Origin of the sequence: Massilia pinisoli, assembly GCF_024753285.1 — a bacterium.
In the GTDB taxonomy this organism is placed as follows: domain Bacteria; phylum Pseudomonadota; class Gammaproteobacteria; order Burkholderiales; family Burkholderiaceae_D; genus Telluria; species Telluria pinisoli.
The window spans coordinates 174,699-194,595 of sequence record NZ_JANUGW010000010.1; the positions used below are offsets into that span (position 1 = coordinate 174,699).

General features: G+C 65.4%; 23 protein-coding genes. 13 read left to right on the top strand and 10 right to left on the bottom strand.

Annotation, left to right across the window (positions count from 1 at the left end; all coding sequences use genetic code 11):
• Positions 1–4: 4 nt before the first annotated feature.
• Complete coding sequence (locus NX784_RS15650; protein ID WP_258817610.1) at positions 5–2,080, bottom strand: serine/threonine protein kinase; 2,076 nt, start codon at positions 2,078–2,080, stop codon at positions 5–7.
• Positions 2,081–2,408: 328 nt separating this feature from the next.
• On the opposite strand from NX784_RS15650, the gene NX784_RS15655 reads away from it, so the two are divergent.
• The 5 genes from NX784_RS15655 (at position 2,409) to NX784_RS15675 (ending at position 3,869) form a co-directional block, all read left to right on the top strand.
• Positions 2,409–2,690, top strand: a complete 282-nt coding sequence (locus tag NX784_RS15655) for a hypothetical protein (protein WP_258817611.1) — start codon at positions 2,409–2,411, stop codon at positions 2,688–2,690.
• A 35-nt stretch (positions 2,691–2,725) separates the two neighbouring features.
• Positions 2,726–3,004 carry a hypothetical protein gene (locus NX784_RS15660; protein WP_258817612.1) on the top strand — a complete coding sequence of 93 codons (279 nt, stop codon included), beginning with the start codon at positions 2,726–2,728 and terminating at the stop codon, positions 3,002–3,004.
• Between the two features lie 44 nt (positions 3,005–3,048).
• Positions 3,049–3,324: a hypothetical protein gene (locus NX784_RS15665; protein ID WP_258817613.1), complete on the top strand. Its 276-nt coding sequence runs from the start codon at positions 3,049–3,051 to the stop codon at positions 3,322–3,324.
• Between the two features lie 13 nt (positions 3,325–3,337).
• Positions 3,338–3,589 (top strand): hypothetical protein, encoded by a 252-nt coding sequence (locus NX784_RS15670; RefSeq protein WP_258817614.1) that lies wholly within the window; start codon positions 3,338–3,340, stop codon positions 3,587–3,589.
• Between the two features lie 85 nt (positions 3,590–3,674).
• Positions 3,675–3,869, top strand: a complete 195-nt coding sequence (locus NX784_RS15675; RefSeq protein WP_258817615.1) for a hypothetical protein — start codon at positions 3,675–3,677, stop codon at positions 3,867–3,869.
• Positions 3,870–3,942: 73 nt separating this feature from the next.
• On the opposite strand, the gene NX784_RS15680 is transcribed toward NX784_RS15675, so the two are convergent.
• A complete protein-coding gene (locus tag NX784_RS15680; RefSeq protein ID WP_258817616.1) occupies positions 3,943–5,352 on the bottom strand; it encodes a glycoside hydrolase family 5 protein in 1,410 nt (469 codons plus the stop codon).
• A 485-nt stretch (positions 5,353–5,837) separates the two neighbouring features.
• Between NX784_RS15680 and NX784_RS15685 the strand changes: the two genes are divergently transcribed.
• The 6 genes from NX784_RS15685 (at position 5,838) to NX784_RS15710 (ending at position 8,236) form a co-directional block, all read left to right on the top strand.
• Positions 5,838–6,119 (top strand): hypothetical protein, encoded by a 282-nt coding sequence (locus NX784_RS15685; RefSeq protein WP_258817611.1) that lies wholly within the window; start codon positions 5,838–5,840, stop codon positions 6,117–6,119.
• Positions 6,120–6,169: 50 nt separating this feature from the next.
• Positions 6,170–6,448: a hypothetical protein gene (locus NX784_RS15690; protein ID WP_258817617.1), complete on the top strand. Its 279-nt coding sequence runs from the start codon at positions 6,170–6,172 to the stop codon at positions 6,446–6,448.
• Between the two features lie 77 nt (positions 6,449–6,525).
• The gene (locus tag NX784_RS15695) at positions 6,526–6,786 is read left to right on the top strand and encodes a hypothetical protein (RefSeq protein WP_166865023.1); all 261 of its coding nucleotides are present in this window, start codon (positions 6,526–6,528) and stop codon (positions 6,784–6,786) included.
• Between the two features lie 12 nt (positions 6,787–6,798).
• On the top strand, positions 6,799–7,077 hold the full coding sequence (locus NX784_RS15700; RefSeq protein WP_258817618.1) for a hypothetical protein: 279 nt from the start codon (positions 6,799–6,801) through the stop codon (positions 7,075–7,077).
• Between the two features lie 92 nt (positions 7,078–7,169).
• A complete protein-coding gene (locus tag NX784_RS15705; RefSeq protein ID WP_258817619.1) occupies positions 7,170–7,463 on the top strand; it encodes a hypothetical protein in 294 nt (97 codons plus the stop codon).
• Positions 7,464–7,477: 14 nt separating this feature from the next.
• Positions 7,478–8,236 (top strand): PP2C family protein-serine/threonine phosphatase, encoded by a 759-nt coding sequence (locus tag NX784_RS15710; RefSeq protein ID WP_258817620.1) that lies wholly within the window; start codon positions 7,478–7,480, stop codon positions 8,234–8,236.
• 46 nt (positions 8,237–8,282) lie between these two features.
• On the opposite strand, the gene NX784_RS15715 is transcribed toward NX784_RS15710, so the two are convergent.
• The 5 genes from NX784_RS15715 to NX784_RS15735 form a co-directional block, all read right to left on the bottom strand.
• Positions 8,283–9,557: a sigma-54 interaction domain-containing protein gene (locus tag NX784_RS15715; RefSeq protein ID WP_258817621.1), complete on the bottom strand. Its 1,275-nt coding sequence runs from the start codon at positions 9,555–9,557 to the stop codon at positions 8,283–8,285.
• Entirely contained in the window at positions 9,554–12,622 is a 3,069-nt protein-coding gene (locus NX784_RS15720; RefSeq protein ID WP_258817622.1) for a peptidase domain-containing ABC transporter, read from the bottom strand. The genes NX784_RS15715 and NX784_RS15720 overlap by 4 nt, the downstream gene beginning before the upstream one ends.
• Positions 12,623–12,668: 46 nt before the next feature.
• Complete coding sequence (locus NX784_RS15725; RefSeq protein WP_258817623.1) at positions 12,669–13,430, bottom strand: peptidylprolyl isomerase; 762 nt, start codon at positions 13,428–13,430, stop codon at positions 12,669–12,671.
• Between the two features lie 171 nt (positions 13,431–13,601).
• Entirely contained in the window at positions 13,602–14,222 is a 621-nt protein-coding gene (locus tag NX784_RS15730; protein ID WP_258817624.1) for a hypothetical protein, read from the bottom strand.
• 1 nt (position 14,223) lies between these two features.
• On the bottom strand, positions 14,224–14,811 hold the full coding sequence (locus tag NX784_RS15735; RefSeq protein WP_307735999.1) for a C39 family peptidase: 588 nt from the start codon (positions 14,809–14,811) through the stop codon (positions 14,224–14,226).
• A 322-nt stretch (positions 14,812–15,133) separates the two neighbouring features.
• Between NX784_RS15735 and NX784_RS15740 the strand changes: the two genes are divergently transcribed.
• Positions 15,134–15,835, top strand: a complete 702-nt coding sequence (locus NX784_RS15740; RefSeq protein WP_258817625.1) for an MOSC domain-containing protein — start codon at positions 15,134–15,136, stop codon at positions 15,833–15,835.
• A gap of 52 nt (positions 15,836–15,887) precedes the next feature.
• On the opposite strand, the gene NX784_RS15745 is transcribed toward NX784_RS15740, so the two are convergent.
• Positions 15,888–16,994 (bottom strand): RDD family protein, encoded by a 1,107-nt coding sequence (locus tag NX784_RS15745; RefSeq protein ID WP_258817626.1) that lies wholly within the window; start codon positions 16,992–16,994, stop codon positions 15,888–15,890.
• A gap of 82 nt (positions 16,995–17,076) precedes the next feature.
• Positions 17,077–17,439 carry a hypothetical protein gene (locus tag NX784_RS15750; protein WP_258817627.1) on the bottom strand — a complete coding sequence of 121 codons (363 nt, stop codon included), beginning with the start codon at positions 17,437–17,439 and terminating at the stop codon, positions 17,077–17,079.
• A gap of 189 nt (positions 17,440–17,628) precedes the next feature.
• Here NX784_RS15750 and NX784_RS15755 point away from each other — a divergent pair, with 189 nt between their 5' ends.
• Positions 17,629–17,976: a GFA family protein gene (locus tag NX784_RS15755; RefSeq protein WP_258817628.1), complete on the top strand. Its 348-nt coding sequence runs from the start codon at positions 17,629–17,631 to the stop codon at positions 17,974–17,976.
• Here the strand turns inward: NX784_RS15755 and NX784_RS15760 are convergent.
• Entirely contained in the window at positions 17,973–19,832 is a 1,860-nt protein-coding gene (locus NX784_RS15760) for a patatin-like phospholipase domain-containing protein (protein ID WP_258817629.1), read from the bottom strand. The two genes, NX784_RS15755 and NX784_RS15760, sit on opposite strands and share 4 nt — an antisense overlap.
• Positions 19,833–19,897 lie beyond the last annotated feature (65 nt).

A 19,897-nucleotide genomic window follows, 5' to 3' on the forward strand; every position in this document is an offset into this window, starting at 1 on the left:
AGCGTCAGCGCGGGCGCGTGTGGATCTGCAGGAACTCGACGGCGATCGGGCCCTTCGCGCGCATCTTGTCGAGGCGGCCGGCCACGTCGGCCAGGTAGCCCGCGGCCGGCTCGGAGATCGGGCGCACGCCGTCGAACAGCGGCGCCGGAGTCGTCACCAGCACGACGAGCTCCGCGCCGAACGGCTTGCCGATGCCCCACTCGCCGAGGCTGCCGATGGTGGCCGTGTAGTTCGGCGGTGCCCGGTTGTCGCGGGCGCGCGCGTTCGGCAGCAGGTGCGTGACGCTGCCGTCGAGCGAGTAATAATCGACCGCGATATACGACTCCACGGCCGGCGTCGTCACGTCGACCATCAGGGAATCGCCCTCGGTCAGCTGCGCGTCCGGGCCGTGCGCGCCCGCGAGACGGATCGCGGCGCCGCCGCCGGCCTGGCGGTACGCGGCCCAGTACGGCCCCAGGGCCGACAGCACGGGACACTTGTCGCGGCCAACCTGCGCAACGTCGAGCTGCACGGCCGCGACGCCGGGCATCGCGGCGAACTGTTCCTTCAGGCCGGCGGGGCCCGGTGGCGTCGACAGCAGGCCGTGTACCGTCACCGCATGGCCGTCGACGTTGCCGACGAGCGCCGCGCAGGGGATGCGTGACAGCGCGGTGGCGATGGCGGCTTGTGTCGGCGCAGGCGCAGGTGCAGGTGCAGGTGCGGGCACGGTCGCGGCCGGCGGCGCCGCCGCCTGGACGGGCTCGTGAACGGCGACGGGCGGCGCGGCGTCGGGTGCTGGTTGCGTGGAAACCGTCGTCGGCGCCGGCGGCTTGCCGTGCATCCAGTGCCATCCGGCCGCACCGAGCGCGGCGGCCACGGCGACGCCCGCCGCCGCGCCGGCCAGCATGCCGTAGCGCGCCTTCGATGCGCCCGAGCCGAAGTCGTGCAGGAAGCGCTCGACCGTGGGCGTGCGCGCGCTCCGCTCGAGCGCGAGGCCGCACTTGAGCGCATGCCACGGTCCGCGCCCGAGGCCGGGCGGACGCTGCGGTTTCATGCCGGCGCCGCGTGCCTGCAGTGCGGACGCGCCCGTGAACGGATGCCGTCCCGTCAGCATTTCGTAGGCGATGCAGGCGAGTGCGTAGATGTCGTCGCGCGGGTCGGGGTCGAGGTGTTCCAGCATTTCCGGGCTCGCATACGCGGGCGTGAGCGCGCCCAGGCTGCCCGGGTCGAACACGGTGACGTCGACGTCCTCTTCCGTTTTCTGAAACACGCGCGCGATGCCGAAATCGATGACCTTGACGTTGCCCGAATCCGTGAGCACGACGTTGCCGGGCTTGAAGTCGCAGTGGACGAAGCCGTGCGCGTGCGCGTACGCGAGCGCGTTGCCCATGCCCGTCACGATCCGCAGCACGTCGGGATAGGGCATGCCGGCAAAGCCCGGCGCGCGCAGCACCTGGCTCAAGGGCTTGCCCTTCAGGTATTCCATCGTCAGGTAGACCATCGGGCCGTCGCGGTCGAAATCGTAGACGGACACGATGTTCGGATGCGCCAGCGCCTGCGCCTTGCGCGCCTCGCGCTGCAGGGCGATCAGCGATTTCGGATGGCCACGGAACTGGACGTTCAAGACCTTGATGGCGATATAGGGCTTGCGGTCGGACGCTTCCAGCTTGCGCAGGTCGAGCGCCTTGTAGACGGTGCCCATGCCGCCGAAGCCGATGCATTCTTCCAGCACGAAGCGGTTGTTCAGCGTGTCGCCGACGCCTTTCATGCGCTCGGGTTCGGGATCGCGCTCGAGCTCATCCTTGCGTGGCGGCAACGGGGGCGGCTCGCGCAAGGTGTTCGCGCCGGGGCGGGTCTGGACGAACGTGTCGTCGCCGCCCTTGCGCTGGCGCGCCACGATCAGGCGCTCGATGCGGTGCTGGATTTCCGTGTAGACCTCGCCCGGCAGCGGCTTGCGCGCATGTTCCTCGCTCAAGACTTCGAGCAGTCGGCCCACGCTCTCGGGAGCGGTCTCGAGCACGTGGTCGACCTGGGCAAAGAACTCCGTACGCGGCAAGGCGCCGGTCTGCAATTGCCGGATCGCGTGGGCGAGGCTGTCCATAGTGTTGTCTGTATCCCGGGCGTTTCTTGAGACTACCATGAAACGCCGGATGATCAAGGGGCGCACGCCGCTCCCCCCAGCGAGGGTGTGGGATCGCGCCGAACAGGTCCTCGAAAAGTGTTGGATCGGACCCATCAGAGGCCGATGCCGAGCGCCGTAGCCGTACCGCCGAGTTTTGCGGCCGTATTTACAAAAATCTCTTTGTTTTCAATGGCTTGCGTATGGATTGGCGCGTGCTGGAACGACCTGGCACGCCTTTCGCAATAAGACCATCGAGCGCAGATAAATGCCTCGACCAACCAAACGAAACCTTAAAGGAGCTTTGACCATGAAAACCCTGATCATCACCGACCTGGCCCGCACCGAGACCCTGGACAGCGCCACCATGACCACCGTGCGCGGCGGCCATAACCAATACATCGCACCGTCGTACACGTTCGGCGATTACACCTACGCCCCGACGTCCGACTCGTCGATCAACGCCAGCCAGAGCCTGAACCAGATCCAGAACGTGATGACCGCCACGGCCAACGGTTCGGCTTTCGTCGACGGCGTGAGCGTCCACAACAACGTGTCGCAAGACGGCAAGAACGTGATCGTCCGTCACTGATCGAAGCAATTCAAATTCAATCCGAGGAGAACACCATGAAAACCCTGACCATCAAAGACCTGGACCGCGCCGAACAACTGGACCGCACCGCCATGGCGGCAGTGCGCGGCGGCCACAACGAATATTACGCACCGTCGTTCAAGATGGGCGATTTCACCTACGCCCCGTCGTCCGACTCGTCGATCAACGCGCTGCAGAGCCTGGGCCAGCAGCAGAACGTGCTGACGGCGACGGCCAACGACTCGGCCTTCCTGGAGGGCGTGACCGTGAACAACACGACGAACCAGAACGGCAAGAACGTCATCGTCCGCTGAACCTGACAACACCATCATTGACTATACTTTCAAGGAGCATCGATATGAACACCCTGATCATCAAGGACCTGGACCGCGCCGAACAACTGGATCGCACCGCCATGGCGGCCGTGCGCGGCGGCTGGAGCGTGTATGCGCCGTCGTACAAGATGGGCGACGTCACCTACGCCCCGTCGTCGGACTCGTCGATCAACGCGGCCCAGAGCCTGGGCCAGTTGCAGAACGTGATGACGGCAACGGCCAACGATTCGGCCTTCCTGTCCGGTGTGAGCGTGACCAACACGACGCACCAGAACGGCAAGAACGTCATCGTCGGCTGAACGGGAGAGACCCATGTCATCCATCGCAATCCACGACCTGTCGCATCGCAACGAACTGGACTCTCAGGCGATGTCGGCAGTGCAAGGCGGCAGCGCCTTCGGCAAGGACGTCAACGTCACGCTGAACGTCAATCAGCAACTGGCGCAGTTCCAGCAGATCGACGTGAACGTCCTGAACAACAACGGCGTGATCGGCGCCGGGTTCGTCGGCCCCGATATCGATGTGGCCGCCGCACTGAAGGGCATGAACAAGGTCGTGATCTGAGACCGCCGCCCTTTGCACCATCCCCTTGCCGGCCTGTCCCGGCAGGGGGACTCAGCCCGTTAACCTGCCATTCCAAGGAGGCATCATGGCTACCATCGTCATCAAGGATTTATCGGACAACACCGAACTGGACCGCCAGGCGATGCTCGCGATCGCGGGCGGGTCGCGCCTGCGCGCGGGCGGACGCTTCGTACGGCCCGTCTCGCCCAGGATCCGGCTGTTCGATCCGGTGCGGATCGCGGCCGCAAGGCCGGGCAGCGACAAGCCGTCGTCGCGCTGAACCGTTCCGTTTCATGCAATAGGGCGGCCCAGGGCCGCCCGAATACCTGCCGGGAAGCAGGACACACTGACCGTTACTTGGCTGCGTTCACGATGGTGCTGATCACGTCCGGGTAGACCTGCGCAGCGGTCGAGCGGTTGAAGAGGCCGGACTGCTGGTCGTTCGTGCCGGCGTTATCCCAGTACATCGGCACCATGCCATGCGTGAACGCGGAATGCGTGATGTACTGGTCCCAGTACTTGCGATACGTGCCGGCCGGGTCGTATTGCGCACGCGACACCGCCGCATATTCGCCCAGGATCACGGGCACGCCCTTGTCGACGAAATTCGTTTTCATCTTCTGGAACTCGGCGTCGACATAGGGCTCGTTGGCCCAGCCGCCCGGATTGGCGGCCTGCCCCCATTTCCACGACGTCGAGTTGTACGTCTGCGTGAAGTCGAACGGATCGTAGAAGTGCACTTCCATCGACAGGCGGTTCGCGACCCAGTCGCCCGGCATCGTCACGTTGCACGACGTCGAAAAGTCGATGTTCGTGTTGTACGCCTGGACGACGAGGTGGCGCGTCGCATTGTTGCCGCCCGTGGCACGCACGGCATTGATGAAGGCCTGGTTGAAGCCCTTCTGCACGTCGCAGTTTTCCGCGGTCGGCGCATTGTAGTTGCCCTCGACGTGCACTTCGTTCGTGCCCGCGAACAGCAGCGTGTCGTCGTGGTTCTTGAAGTTGTTGGCGATCTGCGTCCAGAACTTCGTCAGGCGCGCATTGGCCGTGCTCTGCTGGGCATAGGTCGGCTGCATCCAGCCGCCGTCGTAGTGGATGTTGATCATCGCCACCAGGCCCGCGTTGTGGGCATAGTTCACGACCGTCGTCACACGGTCCATCCACTGCGGACTGATGTTGTCGCTGGCGTCCGCGTATTGCTTCCACGAGACCGGAATGCGCACGCTCTTGAAACCGGCCGCCTTGATGCTGTTGAACATCGCCTGCGTGGCTGCAGGGGCCCAATTGCCTTCCGCGAACGTGCTGCTGCCCCATACGTACGTGCCGGACGCTTCCAGCGTGTTGCCGAGGTTCCAGCCGGGCATCATCGTCGTCGACATCTGCATGCTCGTCATGTTGCGCATGACGCCCACGCGCACGCCACGGGCGACGCCGGAGTTATAGCTGTTACCGCCGGCCGTGAACTTGACCCAGTACCAGTAGGCGACGCCGGGCGTGGCCGTGCTGTCCGTGTAGCTGGTGGCCGAGTTGGCCAGTTGGGCAATGCGAGCGCGTCCGGTGGGATCTGGATCCATGTCGCGATAGACCTGGATACCGCTGACGGCGCTGCCGCTGACGGTCCAGTTCAACTGGACGTTGCCGCCGTTGCCGGTCGCGGTGAGGCAGACGGTTGCGCCGCCACCGCTGCCGCAGCTTTGCGCGTGTACAAACGGCGCGGCGCATACCGCCACGCCGAACATTGCCTTCGATAACAGTGATTTCATTGCTTGTTATACCTTTCGTGAAGGTGCCCGGCCTGGTATCTCCTCCTGTCCGGGCTGTTGAGAAATCGATTTCAACAATCGCCGGTCATTGCCTGCGCACGGTCGTTGTTGATATGTATGTCGTGCATTTGATGCGCTGAAAGGCAAGATTGCAATGACAAAAACTGCCAACCCTGGACATGAAATTTCGCAGTGCTGCGCCGTGCCGCGGCCTGCGGCAACGTGCCGGGCTCACGGCCAGTTCATGTTGGATCGCACCGAACAGCCTCTTGAATGTGTTGGATTCGACCCGTCAGGTCCCATGCGCCAGACTGTGTGACGCAGGCTTCCTCAATGCTGAGTTTTCGGCGATTTCTCGTTGTTTTTCAATGACTTACCGTGCGACGCCAAGCTGGCGCGAAGACCTGGCACGCATTTCGCAAATAGTCCATCGAGCGCAGATAAATGCCTCGACCAACCAACCGAAATCTTAAGGAGCTTTGACCATGAAAACCCTGATCATCACCGACCTGGCCCGCACCGAGACCCTGGACAGCGCCACCATGACCACCGTGCGCGGCGGCCATAACCAATACATCGCACCGTCGTACACGTTCGGCGATTACACCTACGCCCCGACGTCCGACTCGTCGATCAATGCCAGCCAGAGCCTGAACCAGATCCAGAACGTGATGACGGCCACGGCCAACGGTTCGGCTTTCGTCGACGGCGTGAGCGTCCACAACAACGTGTCGCAAGACGGCAAGAACGTGATCGTGCGTCATTGATCGACGCAACTTATCCAAACCATTTTCGCACCCAATCTGAGGAGAACACCATGAAAACCCTGACCATCAAAGACCTGGACCGCGCCGAACAACTGGACCGCACCGCCATGGCGGCTGTGCGCGGCGGCCACAACGAATACTACGCACCGTCGTTCAAGATGGGCGATTTCACCTACGCCCCGTCTTCGGACTCGTCGATCAACGCGATGCAGAGCCTGGGCCAGGAGCAGAACGTGCTGACGGCGACGGCCAACGACTCGGCCTTCCTGGCCGGCGTGACCGTGAACAACACGACGCACCAGAACGGCAAGAACAAGATCATCGGCTGAGTTGCTGCCGCGCGGGACCGATCCCGCTCCCGCGCGGCACTCCCACCATACAAACACTACGCATACAGGAGAACATCATGTCATCCATTCAAATCCGCGACCTGGCGCACAGCGCCGCACTCGACAACCAAGCCATGGCAACCGTCCGCGGCGGCTTCGCCGGCGTGGGCGTGGGCAAGGACGTCAACGTCAACGTGAACGTCAACCAGCAACTCGGCCAGTTCCAGCAAATCAGCGTCAATGTCCTCAACAACAATGGCGTCGTCGGTGCGGGCTTCGTCGGCCCCGATGTGCGCCTGGCCGCCTCGCTGTGGGGCGAGAACCGCGCCGTGTTCTGACCGGAGACCGCCATGAAAACCGTGATCATCACCGACCTCGCCCGCAGCGAACGCCTCGACCGCCCGACCATGTCTGCCGTGCGCGGCGGGTGGAAGGTCAACGCCGCGTCCTACATGTTCGGCGACATCAAATATGCCGGCAGCGACGACTCGTCGATCCATGCGATGCAGAACCTCGGCCAGGCGCAGAGCTCGCTCACCGCCACCGCCAACGGTTCGGCATTCGTGGAGGGCGTCCACGTCGACAACGACGTCGCGCAGAACGGCAAGAACACGATCGTGCGCCGTTGAAAGAACACACGACGGACCGCGACAAGCAGAAAATTTGGACTACACTGGGGAGACCGGCCTCCGGTCTCCCTTCTTCCCGTCTGGAGAGGCATATGGCTACCATTACCGTCAACGATCTTCCTGCCAGCATGGCACTGGACCGCAAGGCCATGTCGGTCATCAACGGCGGTGGCGGGGCGCCGTGGGTGTTCGGCTGGATCCTGCCGTACGTCGACGCGGCGCCGCGCCAGACGCCCGTGATCAATTTTTACCAGATCAATAATTACGCCGACCAGATGATCAACCAGTATCAGATGGTGTCGGTCAACAATACCGGCGCGAACGCCTCGCTGAACGTGGGCGTGGATGAAAGCAGTCTCAACAAAGCCGTACGCCCGACGACCTGAAGCCCGAGCCGGCCATGAGCTGCGATCCCGCCCTCCACTGGACGTCCGCCGCGCAGTCGGACGTGGGGCGGGTGCGTAGCCGCAACGAAGACGCCTGCCTCGCGCAGCCGCAGCGCGGCCTGTGGGCCGTGGCGGACGGCATGGGCGGTCATGCATTCGGCGACCTGGCGAGCCGCACCGTCGTCGAAGCGCTCGACCGCTTGCCGGCGGCGAGCAGCCTTTCCCGCTTCGTCGATGCCGTGCGCGTCGCGCTCGAGCAGGTCAACGACGCGCTGCGCGCGGAGGCGCGCGCGCGCCACGTGCCCGTGATGGGCAGCACGGTCGTCGTGCTGCTGGCCTGCGGGACGGACGTGGCGTGCGTGTGGGCCGGCGACAGCCGCATCTACCTGTACCGCCAGGGCCGCCTGCAGCAGCTCACGCGCGACCACAGCCAGGCCGCGGCACTGCAGGCGCGCGGCATCGATGCGGCGGCGGCCTCTGTCGGCGCCAACATGATCACGCGCGCGGTGGGCGCGAGCGACATCCTGGAGGTCGAGATGGCGACCCTGGATGCGCGCGATGGCGACATCTTCCTGCTGTGCAGCGATGGTCTCAGCAATCCGGTGTCGGAGCAGGAAATCCGCGAGACGCTGGCCGATGGCGATTGCGCGCAGGCGGCGCAGACCCTCATCGGGCTGGCGCTGGCCAATGGCGGGCGCGACAATGTCACGGTGGTTGTTGCGCGGGCGGTCGATATGTCGGTCGACAAGACCCTGCTGAACCCCGCACTGTAGGGTGGACGGCTCTGCCGTCCACCCTACGGAACTGCGAACGTAGATCTCAATGGGTCTTGCGAAAATCCTTCGAATGCAAGCCATGCTTGCGCAACAGGATCTGCAGATGCGAACGGTTCATGTCCCAGCGCCGCGCCAGTTCCGCCACCGTGCCGCCCACTTCCTGCAAGCCCCGCTCCAGGCACAGCCGCTCCGCCTCGTCGCTGGCCACGCGCTTGGCCTCGGCCAGCGACACGTTCGCGCCATCTGCCGGGGCGGGCGCGATGGCCGTGGCCGGCCGGATGTCTTCCGGCAAATGCACCAGGTCCGCCGTCTCGCCGGCCAGGCAGCTGATGCGATACAGGATGTTGCGCAGCTCGCGGATATTGCCGGGATACGCATAGCGCAGCAAGAAGTCGCGCAAGCGCGCCGTCAGCGCGACGGGCCGGCGTTTTAGCGCTTCCGCCGCCTCGTCGCCGTAATAGGCCAGCAGCAGCGGGATCTCGTCCTTGCGCTCGCGCAGCGGCGGCAACGTGACGTGGATGACGCTGAGTCGATAAAACAAGTCTTCGCGAAACGTGCCCTGCTCGATCAGCTTGCGCAGGTTTTTATTGGTCGCCGCGACGATGCGCGCATCGACGACGATGATCTCGTCCGACCCGACGCGCTGGATCTCGTGCGACTGCAGCACACGCAACAGTTTGACCTGGCCGGGCAGCGGGAGTTCCCCGATCTCGTCGAGGAAGATCGTGCCCTTGTGCGCGCTTTCGAACTTGCCCTTGCGGTCGTTCGCGGCCCCCGTGAACGCGCCCTTCTTGTGGCCGAACAGTTCCGATTCGAGCAGGCTGTCGGGAATCGCGCCGCAGTTGACGGACACATACGGCTTGTCCGCGCGCGCGCCGTTCGCGTGGATCACTTTCGCCATGAGTTCCTTGCCCGTGCCGCTCTCGCCGTCGACGAGTACGGGCAGGTCGGTGGGCGCCGCCTTTTCCGCGATCTCCAGCGCGTCGAGCAGCTTCGGGTTGTCGCCGAACGTGCCTTCGAACACGAAGCTGCGTGCGAGCAGCGCGCGCCGGCGCTCGCCCGTCGGCGGTTCGGCGACGGGTTCTTCTCCCGTGCGGCGCTCGACGTCGCCGCTGACGGCCTGCACGAAGCGCTCCTTGTGCGACAACTGCATCACCTCGTCGCGCAACGTGTTTGCCTGGCGCAGCAGTTTATCCACGTCCGGCCGCTCGAGCCGTGTCGCCCAGCGCAACGTGGAGCGCATGATCTCGATCTTTTCCAGCAGGGCCGCATACGACATCGCCGACCCGCGCTCGCCGCCCGGATTGAACAGTTTCATGACATCCCCGCGCCCAGCTGCTTCTGCACGAGCTCGTAGTACATGCCGCGCCGCGCGAGCAATTCGTCGTGGCGACCCTGCTCCGCGATCTTTCCTTCGTACAGCACGACGATTTTGTCGGCCCGCATGATCGTGCTGAGGCGGTGCGCGATGATGACGGCCGTGCGGCCCGCGAGGATCGTCTCCATGTTCGCCATGATGTTGCTCTCGGACTGCGTGTCGAGCGCGGACGTCGCTTCATCGAACACAAGCAGCCGAGGGTCGTGGTACAGCGCGCGCGCGATGCACAGCCGCTGCACTTGGCCGCCCGACAAGCCGACGCCGCGCTCGCCCACCACCTGCTCGTAGCCGAGCGGCAGCTTGCTGATGAAGGCGTGCGCATCGGCCATCTTCGCCACTTCCTCGACGCGGCGGCGGTCCGGGCTGTCATCGCCGCTGGCAATGTTTTCCGCGATCGTGCCGGAGAACAGAAGATTGCTCTGCATGACATAGCCGACCTGGGCGCGGAAATAACCGCGGTCGATGGCGTCCATGTCGTAGCCGTCCACGACGATCTTGCCTTCGCTGGGCGGATAGAAGCCCACGAGCAGCTTGGCCAGCGTGGTCTTGCCGGAACCGCTGCGGCCGACGATGGCGACGAGCTGGCCGGGCCGGATGTCGATGTCGATGTCTTCGAGGACGTACGGCGTGTCCTCGCCGCCGTAGCGGAAGAACACATGCTCCAGCTTCACGTCGCCCTGCAGGTCGGGCAGCACGACGCGTGCGGCGACGTCGGCCGGTTTCTGTTCCGGTTCGATGTCGAGCACATCGCCGAGGCGCTCCATCGCGACGGTGGCGTCGCCCATGCGGCTCCACAGGCCGACCAAGCCCATCAGCGGCCCCAGCACGCTGCCCATCAGCGCATTGAATGCCATCAGCTGGCCGATGGTCAGCTCGCGCGCCAGCACGAGGCTCGCGCCCGCCCACAGGATCACGATCGTCGTCGCGGAATTCAGGATCTGGCTGGCGAGGCCCACGAGGATGCTGAACGATTGCGAGCGGTATTGCGTCTCCAGCGCCTTCACGTATTTCTTTTCCCATTTCAGGCGCACGGGACGCTCGCTGCCCATGCCCTTGATGGTCTCGATGCCGCCCAGCGCTTCCATCAGGAACGATTGCGCATCGGTGGACGCGGTGAACACCTCGCGTGCGTACTCCTTGATGCGCGGCGTTGCGAGCACCGTCAGCGCGACGATGGGGATCACGAAGCCGATCAGGAGCATCGTCAGCTTGACGTTGTAGAAGAACAGGATCGTGAAGTAGATGAACACCATCAGCAGGTTGAGCAACGTGGTGACCGTGGATTCGGTGAGAAAGGCGCGGATCGTCTGGTTTTCCGAGAAGCGCGCGAGGATGTCGCCCGTCTTGCGCTTGGCAAAGAACGAGTAAGGCAGCGACATCGTGTGCTTGAAGAACTGCGCCATCATCGAAAAGTCGAGATTGCGCACCATGTAGTTCGACAAATAGGCGCGCAACGTCGACATGACTTGCGAGAACGCCGTGGAGATGACGAGGCCCAGGATCAGCAGGTGCAGCAACCCGAGGTTCTGGTGCACGAGCACGCCGTCGAGGATGTTCTGGATGATCAGCGGCGGCACGATGCCCAGCATCTGGATCACGAACGTGGCGAGGAACAGGTGCAGCAGGATTTTTTTATACGGCCGCAGATAGCCGACGAAGCGCAGCCACGGCGAGCGGCCTGCCGTCAGCTGCACGAGCTGCTCGCCCGGCGTGAACACGAGGCAGGTGCCGCTCCAGCCCCGCTCGAACTCTTCCACGGTCAGCTTCTTGAAGCCGACGGCCGGGTCGGCCACCCACACGTGCTGCGGCGACACGCCGTACACGATCACGTAGTGGTAGCCCTCCCAGTGCACGATGAACGGCAGCTCGAACCCCTGCAGCGCGTCGTACGTGCACTGCACGCCGCGCGCGCCGAACCCGAGCGCCTCGCCCGCGCGCGCGAGGCTGTCCAAGGTGGCGCCCTGCGCGGTCACGTTGGCCAGCTCGCGCAACTTCCCGAGCGTCATGTTGATGCCGTAATGGCGGCACAGCATCGCGAGGCAGGCGGCGCCGCAATCCATTTCCTCGGCCTGCTCGACCCACGCAAAGCGCTTGATGACTTTCTCGCCGGACTTCGGCTGCGATGCCAGGTCGACCACGACGGGCCGCTTTCTCCGTTCGGCCAGTTTCTTCTGGCGATGCAGCTCGCGCTCGAGGAAGCGCACGCGTTCCTCGATGACGTCGCGGAATTTCGCATTGCGCTCGAGGATGAAATGCGCTGCCTTTTCCGGAATGACGAGCACGGTCGTATCCGTCGCCGCGACGACGGTGGCCGGCTGGTCCTGGCGCATCAGGCAGGCGCGCTCGCCGAAGATCTCGCCGGGGCCCAGGGTGGCCAGCACGAATTCGTCGGTGGTGTCGTTCACGATGACGCGCACTTCGCCCTGGCGCACGACGTACAGCCGGCGGTCGTCGCGCGCGCCCTGCTTCAGGATTTCCTTGCCGGCGCCGATGCGCTTGACACCCACGCTGCGCACGAACTCGTCCAGCTCCGGCTTGCTGACCTTGCCGCGCAGGTCGAACAGTTTCGCGACGAGCCCGCCGGCCGAGCTGATCGCCACATAGTTGTTGATGAAGTCGAGGGCGGCGGGGTTGCCGCGGATCACGGGCTCGATCGCGGTGCGCGGGATGAACCACAGCTCCGTCTTCAGCGCCGCGCGTGCGGACAGCTCGTGGCGGGCGGCGCGCAGCATGGCGATCTCGGCGAGCACTTCGCCCGTCTTGCGCACGCCCAGGCTCGTTTCCTTGCCGTGTTCCTCGCTGAACACGCGCACGGAACCGGCGTGGATCACGAACAGGCCGTCGGCCGCGTCACCGGCATTGCAGATGGTGTCGCCGAACGCATAGGTGCGGATCTCGATGGCGGCGGCCAGCCGTTCCAGTTCCTCCGCCGTGAAGACGGACAGCACCTCGACGGTAGCGAGGAATGCGGCGGGCGATTGCTGTTGTTGCGCCAATGAGTCCATGTCGGTGTCCCGCGAACCCGTCCTTCACGTCGCGGCCACCGCCGGCTCAACGTGCGGGGCAGGCTTCGATGATGTGCTCCTGCGCCCGCGCCGCCAGCCATTCCTCGCGCAACAGGCGGCGGATTTCCACGGCCGTTTCCTCGTCCAAGGTCGCTGGATACCTGGCGTTGACGGCGTAGATTTCGAACAGCGTCCGGTCGGGCGAGGGAAACGGCCCCAGCAGATCGCCGGCAGCCGCGTTGAACACGCGCGCCTCGATGTCGGGTTTCAATGACCCGCGCAACACCTTGCCGATGACGCCGCCGTTCTCCCGCGCGGCGCCGACCGAATGCTCGCTCACCATTTCCGCGAAGCTGTCGGGATCGTCGGTCAGCGCGGACATCATTTCCTTCGCCTTGCCTTCGGAATCGAGCACGATGTGGCTGATCTCGACGCTGTCGAACTTGGGAGAATTGAGCTTGAAATATTGCTCGACGGCTTGAGGACTGCAGACCTGCTCCATCATCGTTTCCTGGATGAGGCCGTCGACGATGAAGTCCTCGAACTCGTCCAGGCTGACGCCCATGACGTCGAGATAGTGATTCATGTCGGCCGCGCGGTGCAGGCCGAGGATGCGGCGGAACTGGTCGGCACGTTCCTGCACGGCTTCCGGCTTCGGCTGGACGCCCTGCTTCTTCGCGGCCAGCACCGTCAGCTTGTCGCGCACGATCTGCTCGACGAGTCCTTCGAATTGCCCAGTCAGCTTGAGTGTACGGATGAAGTCATCCGTGTCGATGACGACGTCGTCGATGCGCACAATCCCGGTCATGGTCTCTCCCTCGGCATCCCGCAGTGCATGGCTGCTGTTCTTGTTTCCACCGGCGCACAAAGCTGCGACGCCGCCGGTCGACGCCCTCGTCCTATCCGTTGTAGCAGGCGGGCCGGCAAAGTCAATGTCCACGCGACGTGCATGACGGGCGGCCGCGGCCGCCCGTGACCGCTATTGCGGCAGACCGTTGTACCCTTCGGACGCCTGCCGGAGCCGGGCGAAGACGACGTCCGCCGGCAGCGTCTCGCCGGCCTTCAGCTGCGTGCGTGGATCGTCCATCACGGGCGTCAGCATGAGTTTGCCTTCGACGCGGTCGGCGACGAAATACGCTTTCAGCGCCGGCACGTGCACGATGAAGTCGCTGCTGCCGTGGCGGTAGCGGCTGACGAGTTGCGCGACGGCCGCGTTGCCCAGCTCGGCCGCGCGCCAGCCGTCGCGCGACCCCAGCACGAAGATCGACGTCGCCACGCGCTCGCCCACCTTGACAGGGTAGAGGTTGCGCCGGGTGTCGACGAGCAGCGTTTCCGGATCGGTCTTGTCGGTGAAGGCGCGCAACGCGTCGAGCCGGACCTGGAACACCTGCAGCGGTTCGCCGAGCGTGGCCTGGCGCACCTCGTCGGGCGAGGCGAACCCGAGCGCTGCGTAGTTGTTCGCGTTGACGACCTGCCGCAGCGTGGCCAGCCCGTGCCGCGCGGCGGTCGCCTGGCTGGTGCTGGGATGGGGTTGGCTCGTCTGGCATCCGCCCAGGAAACAGGCCAGTGCAACGACGAGCGCGGAAGAAAGTGTGCGCATGTCATTCCCCTTTGTACGTGATGTTGTAGTAGTCGTTCCAGTGCGTGTGGTCGCCCGGCGCGCTCACGTAGTCGGCATACGTGATGATGCTTTCGGTGCCGCCCGTCAGCGTGTTCAGGTTCGTGTAGGGCTCCGGATCGTTGATGTCCACGTACTGCACGCCGTTCACGGTCAGATAGCCTTTCACGACCATCATGTGGCCGCCGCCGCCCGGCCAGTGCCAGCTGAACGCGACGGGTTTGTTCCTGCAATAAATCTGCGTCTTGATCTGACTGAACGTGAGCGCCGTGTTCGACGTCTGGTCGGCCGCGAAATGGTATTTCTCGTATTCGGGCCAGCCGCCGTTATTGCAGCTGCCGGCATTGTTCACGCAGCACGTCGTGAGGCCGAAACGATTATTCGCTTCGACGCATTGCGCGACGTCGTGACCGAGGAAACGCATGGTCATTTCGCCGCTTGCGGCCCAGCACCAGTTCGATGCTTGCTGGGGCAGTTTCGGGACGTCGAGCGTGGATACGAGTGGTGGGTTACAGCAGGCGGATAAGGTTCCTAAAGCAAAAAGTCCGCAGAGCATGTGTGCGCTTTTCATTGCAGCGACCTCCAGCGAGTTCAATCATGTATGTCGAGAAATCATCCAGTGCCGACGCGGCATGGAATCCGCCCTCCCGCTATCGGTATAGGCGGAACGATGGCGAACCCAACCTTATTCCGGTGATCTATTGAGACTGCTCATTTGACGGATGGCCTGTTTCGTTAATCCGTTATTGGCGACAATTTCCGCGACATGTGGATTCACAAAAGTTCCCGCGACCGGCAGCATCGTTGACCGCTCCCGCGCGCAGGCCGAAGCGCCATCCGCACGGTCCGCGCGTGTGGCAGACTGCGTCATCGCTACCGACACGGACACGCACATGGACATCGGACGGATCGACGCACTGGCCCTGCGCGCCAGCCTGGCCGCGCCACCCGCGCGCGTGGAGCGCCTGCGCGCCGTCGCGGGCGTGGGGCTCGACGGCGACGTCCATGCCGACCCGCTGTCGCCGCGCCAATTGCTGCTCGCGGGCACGGATGCGTATGCCGCGTTCGCGCTGCCGCCGCACGCGCTGCGCGAGAACCTGCTGCTGGACGTCGACACGTCGCGGCTCGCCTCCGGCACCGTCCTGCAGGTCGGCCACGACGTGCGACTGCGGCTGATGTTCCAGTGCGAAGCGTGCGGGCACCTGGAGGCGCAGCGGCCCGGCTTGTCCACGCGCATCGGCACGCGGCGCGGCATGCTGGCGCGCGTGCTCAGCGGCGGCGAGATGCGTCCGGGCGACTCCGTCCGCGCCATCGGCCCGCCGCTGCCCGCGTGGTCCGACGATTGGCGCGAACGCATCGCGCAAGTGCTCGACGCGTTGCCGCCCGCCAGCGTGATCACGTATAAACGGCTGGCGCAGCTGGCCGGCGTGGCGTCGAGTTATTGCCGCGCGTTTCCGGGCACGATCGCCCGGCTGGGGGCCCGTTACGCGGGCAAGGCGGTGCCGTCGCAATCGGATATCGCGTTGCCGCGCTGGGACGGGCGGGACTTGTTCACGGAGGACGACCGCGTGCTTGCCGCCGACGCCGAGTCATGAAGGACTGCGACTGTCAGGGTGAGTGAACAAAGTCGACCGCGACGTATGCCCGTCAGTCGTGTCGCCTGGTCCTCGCGCGCCATTCGGCCGGCGGGAAATTGAAGCTGTTCGAACGCCAGCGCGACGCGATGCCGATGTCGTAGCCATGCGTGACGACTACGGACAAGGTATTCACTTCATTTGCTGGCGGGTAGGTGTCCAATGCGATCGCCGCAGCGCCGTCCGCAAGGGCCCGCTCGTCGACGTCGCCGGTGCGGGTGAGCACGTTGATCGTCATATAGCTCGTGCGGTTGGCGCCGGTCGCGACAGCGACGCCTGTGAAGACACCGGCCGTGCGCACGCCGGGCATCCGGCTGACTTGCCGTTGCACCGCCAGCAAAGGTTGCATCACGGTGTTGTCGAACGTCGAATACAGGTAGGCGCCGCCGCCCAGCGCGGCGACCAGCAACGTCGCCATGATCGCGACGTGGCCGCGCCAGATGGGCAGCAAGGTCGGCACGTCCCGCGTGCCGGCGCGCACGACGACGGCACCCACGAGCAGGTCGTGCACCGATTGCCGCGTACGGCGGTTGAACACGCACAGGTAGGCGATGGCGCCGCCCAGGCCGAATACGAGAAGGGCTTGCACGACCGCCACGATCGAGCCGGCATCGCCATTGCCCAGGACGGCATTGTTCAAGAAGTATGGGACATGGAAGACGGACGCGCGCAGCAGCGCACGGCCAAGGCCGAGCGGTGCGCCGTCGGTGGCAACGACCTTGATGCCCAGCGCGAACTTGCCGAAGGTACGGCCCTGGAACAGGCGGCTTTCCATCGTGCCGAAATAGGCCAGCGCGATCACGAAGCCGATCGCGCGGCCCCATGCCCCCAGCGCCTCGAACCGGTCTCCGAAGGCCAGGCCCAGGCCAAAGCCGACGATGGCGAGCAGCACGGAGTCGACGATGTACGCACCCGCACGCTGCCAGAAGCCGGCGATGCCGGCCGGGCCATCGGATCGAGTGGGTTCGTCGGCGGCCGGGCGGCTCAGGCGTTCGGCCTCGAATTGAGCCAGGCGCGCATGGATTTCCTCGACGCGTTCCGGAAAGCGTTCTTTATCGATACGGGTGAGGATCTGGCGGAGCTGGGCTTCGGAGTATTTGGCGAAATCGGGTTTGTCCAAGCGGGCTCCGGCGGAATGCGGTCATTGATGTTGGCTTTGGTAAACATCCAGTGTACGCCCGCTATTGTTGAGATGGCAAGCTTCAGCGCGCCGGTCGCCATACCTGCTTGCGGCCCAGCACGTGACTGTCGACACCGCCCTTCCTGGCCAGCTGCCCGCCGATGCCGACGTTCAGCAGGCACACGTCGTCGTCTTCCGTCTCGCGGCCCTGGAAGCGGCGTGCCCACGGGTCGCGCGTCGGTTCGGCCGGAGCCGGCCGGTCCGAGGTCGCGGGCGGCCGGGGCCGCGGCTGCGGCACCTGTTCGGCGATGACGGCGGCGCGCTGGCCGCTGGCGCTGCACGACACGAGCGCGCACACGTCCACGCGCTGCGCGTGCACGGGCAGCGGCGCGAGGCTCGCGGCGGCGATCAGGGGAAGCAGTCGAAGCACCCAGTGCGAGGTCATGGCGCGTCTCCGGTCGATGGCGATGCGTCCACTGTAGCGGCGTGCGCGCGCCGCATGATGTCCGATTGTGTCGACGGCGCGCGTCGACACAGGCGCTTGCAAAAATCCGGCGCCGACCGCCAAAGAGCGTCACCCGTTCGGCCCGCGCTGCGCTACGATGGGCGGCCCATCGAACGAAGGAGACGACCCATGATCTACCAAGGCAGCTGTCACTGCGGCAACGTGGCGTACGAAGTGGAAGGCACCATCGACACCGCCCTCGCCTGCAATTGCTCGATGTGCCAGCGCAAGGGCTCGCTATTGTGGTTCGTGCCGCGCGCGCAGTTCCGCCTGCGCACGCCCGAGGACGCGGCCGCCACGTACACGTTCAACAAGCACATCATCAAGCACCGCTTCTGCCCGACCTGCGGCATCCATCCGTATGCGGAGGGCGTCGACCCGAAGGGCAATCCGATGGCGGCGATCAACCTGCGCTGCATCGAGGGCATCGACCTCGCCGCCCTGCCCGTGCACGACTTCAACGGCCGCGACACCTAGGCCAGCCGGGGTGCGATCGCGAGTTCCGGCTGGGGCTGCGGCGCATGGGCCGACAGTTCGGCCGGTGCCATCTGCTGCGGCAGCGCCACGATGTTTTGCCACAGCGCGAAACCGGCCGTGCGGTTCGCGTTGCTGAGGCGGTAGGCCGGCAGCGCGTCCGTGCCCTGCGCCATCCACAGCGCCGCGTACGACGGCGCCAGGCGCGCATCATGCCACGCTTCGGCGAGCGGCGCGAACGTTTCCTGCAGCACGGCCGCCGTGCTGCGCATGCGCACCCAGCGGTGGTTCAGCCAGCCGTTCTTCTCGCGGTCGGGGTGAAGGAAACGCTCGATCACCTGGCGCGCCGCCTCGTCGCCGCTTTGGCTCATCGTCGCGATGTCGTCCGGCTTCATGTTCAGGTTCAGGCCGCCTTCCTGCTTCGTGTGGCGGATCAGCACGACGCGGTCGCGGTAGCCCGGCGTGCGTTTCAGCGCCTCGTCGCGCCACGTGCGGATCGTGCGCAGGATGGCGCCGGCGAAGCGCGGCAGCGACGGCCGGCCGTCGGCCTCTTCGACGGCCACATAGGCCGCCGTCACGCCGGCGTTGTTGTTCGTCGGGAGCGAGACGCGTCCGGCGAGAGGGTGCCGCGGGTCCAGCTTCGCCTTGTCCAGGTCGTCCTGCAAGGTGACGCCGAACGTCGGGCGAGTCGGCAGGATGGCGTCGAAGAAGTGGATCGGGAAATTGCTCGTCAAGCCGCCATCGGAGAACCAGACGCGCATCAGCTCGACCTGCTCCCCATCCGTCGGCAGCACGCGCAGGCGGTACAGCGGCACGGCCTGCAGCAGCACGGGAAAACTCAGGCTCATGCGGGCGGCCACGACGACGGGCAAGTCGTCCGGGTCGGGCATGAAAAAATAATCCTCGCCGGACGCGTTCATCGTCTTCATCAGCGCAGTCGTGGCCGGGCGGTGGCCCGCGCGGCGCGCGTGGGCCATCATCCACTCGACGACGTCGGTCGGGAACAGGGCGCGCATCTCGGACGCGCGAAACACGAGGTCGCGGCTCGAATGCGGGAGGCGGTGCGCGCGCAGTTCGGACAGGCCCGTCGTCATCAGCGCCAGTTCGATCGGCGGCTCCGCCGTGCGCAGGTGGCCGAACGTCAGCGGTGCGTCGGACGGCAGGCCGGCGATGTCCTGCACGAGCGCATGCAGCCATTCCGTCAGCGCGGGGTGGCCGGTGCCGCCCGTGCCCATGCCGGAGCAGATGCCGCAGCGGTTGGCGCGCAAGCCACGCCACGCGGACCACGTCGCCTGCAGCAGCGCCCCGCCCAGCGCGCCGACAGCCATGCACAGCCCGAACCACAGCACGCTGGCGACGCCCACGACGGGCAGGCGCGGCCAATGTCCGCCGAGGAGGCTGCTGCTGACGAAGAAACCCGCGAACCACAAGCCGGCGCCCACGACGGCGCCCAGCGGGAAATTCCACAGCATGGCCAACCACAGATAGCCCGTGGCCTTCGCCTTGTTCGTTTCGTTGAGGGCCGCGCCGATCACGCGGAAGTGGGGCCGCAATGCGCGGCAAGGCTGGAACAGGGAGAACAGCCGGGTGTGGGCGCCGACGGGCTCCTGCAGGCTGCCCGGCAGCCGCGCGAGGAGGTCGAAGCCGTCGTCGGTGCCCTGCCCGGTCTTGCGCACGCGGTTGCGCTTGAACTGGGCTGCGGCCGCCGCGATCGCCGCCACCGCGCCGACGCTCGTGCCGCCGATCGAGCGCAGGGTGAAGCGCTGCGCCAGCCGCGCCACGAACGCGGGGTAGACCACGCCGGAGGTCACCCCGCCTTCCATCACGATATCGCATTCCTTGGGCAGAAAATCGTCCATCGCTCGTCCATGCTGTCCATGACGTGACGATTATGCGCGATCGGCGCTGCCCGCGTCCAAAACGC

Bases quoted from the DNA above. Each gene is read 5' to 3' on its own strand.
- NX784_RS15650 (WP_258817610.1), bottom strand. From the start codon at position 2,080: ATGGACAGCCTCGCCCACGCGATCCGGCAATTGCAGACCGGCGCCTTG.
- NX784_RS15655 (WP_258817611.1), top strand. From the start codon at position 2,409: ATGAAAACCCTGATCATCACCGACCTGGCCCGCACCGAGACCCTGGAC.
- NX784_RS15660 (WP_258817612.1), top strand. From the start codon at position 2,726: ATGAAAACCCTGACCATCAAAGACCTGGACCGCGCCGAACAACTGGAC.
- NX784_RS15665 (WP_258817613.1), top strand. From the start codon at position 3,049: ATGAACACCCTGATCATCAAGGACCTGGACCGCGCCGAACAACTGGAT.
- NX784_RS15670 (WP_258817614.1), top strand. From the start codon at position 3,338: ATGTCATCCATCGCAATCCACGACCTGTCGCATCGCAACGAACTGGAC.
- NX784_RS15675 (WP_258817615.1), top strand. From the start codon at position 3,675: ATGGCTACCATCGTCATCAAGGATTTATCGGACAACACCGAACTGGAC.
- NX784_RS15680 (WP_258817616.1), bottom strand. From the start codon at position 5,352: ATGAAATCACTGTTATCGAAGGCAATGTTCGGCGTGGCGGTATGCGCC.
- NX784_RS15685 (WP_258817611.1), top strand. From the start codon at position 5,838: ATGAAAACCCTGATCATCACCGACCTGGCCCGCACCGAGACCCTGGAC.
- NX784_RS15690 (WP_258817617.1), top strand. From the start codon at position 6,170: ATGAAAACCCTGACCATCAAAGACCTGGACCGCGCCGAACAACTGGAC.
- NX784_RS15695 (WP_166865023.1), top strand. From the start codon at position 6,526: ATGTCATCCATTCAAATCCGCGACCTGGCGCACAGCGCCGCACTCGAC.
- NX784_RS15700 (WP_258817618.1), top strand. From the start codon at position 6,799: ATGAAAACCGTGATCATCACCGACCTCGCCCGCAGCGAACGCCTCGAC.
- NX784_RS15705 (WP_258817619.1), top strand. From the start codon at position 7,170: ATGGCTACCATTACCGTCAACGATCTTCCTGCCAGCATGGCACTGGAC.
- NX784_RS15710 (WP_258817620.1), top strand. From the start codon at position 7,478: ATGAGCTGCGATCCCGCCCTCCACTGGACGTCCGCCGCGCAGTCGGAC.
- NX784_RS15715 (WP_258817621.1), bottom strand. From the start codon at position 9,557: ATGAAACTGTTCAATCCGGGCGGCGAGCGCGGGTCGGCGATGTCGTAT.
- NX784_RS15720 (WP_258817622.1), bottom strand. From the start codon at position 12,622: ATGGACTCATTGGCGCAACAACAGCAATCGCCCGCCGCATTCCTCGCT.
- NX784_RS15725 (WP_258817623.1), bottom strand. From the start codon at position 13,430: ATGACCGGGATTGTGCGCATCGACGACGTCGTCATCGACACGGATGAC.
- NX784_RS15730 (WP_258817624.1), bottom strand. From the start codon at position 14,222: ATGCGCACACTTTCTTCCGCGCTCGTCGTTGCACTGGCCTGTTTCCTG.
- NX784_RS15735 (WP_307735999.1), bottom strand. From the start codon at position 14,811: ATGAAAAGCGCACACATGCTCTGCGGACTTTTTGCTTTAGGAACCTTA.
- NX784_RS15740 (WP_258817625.1), top strand. From the start codon at position 15,134: ATGGACATCGGACGGATCGACGCACTGGCCCTGCGCGCCAGCCTGGCC.
- NX784_RS15750 (WP_258817627.1), bottom strand. From the start codon at position 17,439: ATGACCTCGCACTGGGTGCTTCGACTGCTTCCCCTGATCGCCGCCGCG.
- NX784_RS15755 (WP_258817628.1), top strand. From the start codon at position 17,629: ATGATCTACCAAGGCAGCTGTCACTGCGGCAACGTGGCGTACGAAGTG.
- NX784_RS15760 (WP_258817629.1), bottom strand. From the start codon at position 19,832: ATGGACGATTTTCTGCCCAAGGAATGCGATATCGTGATGGAAGGCGGG.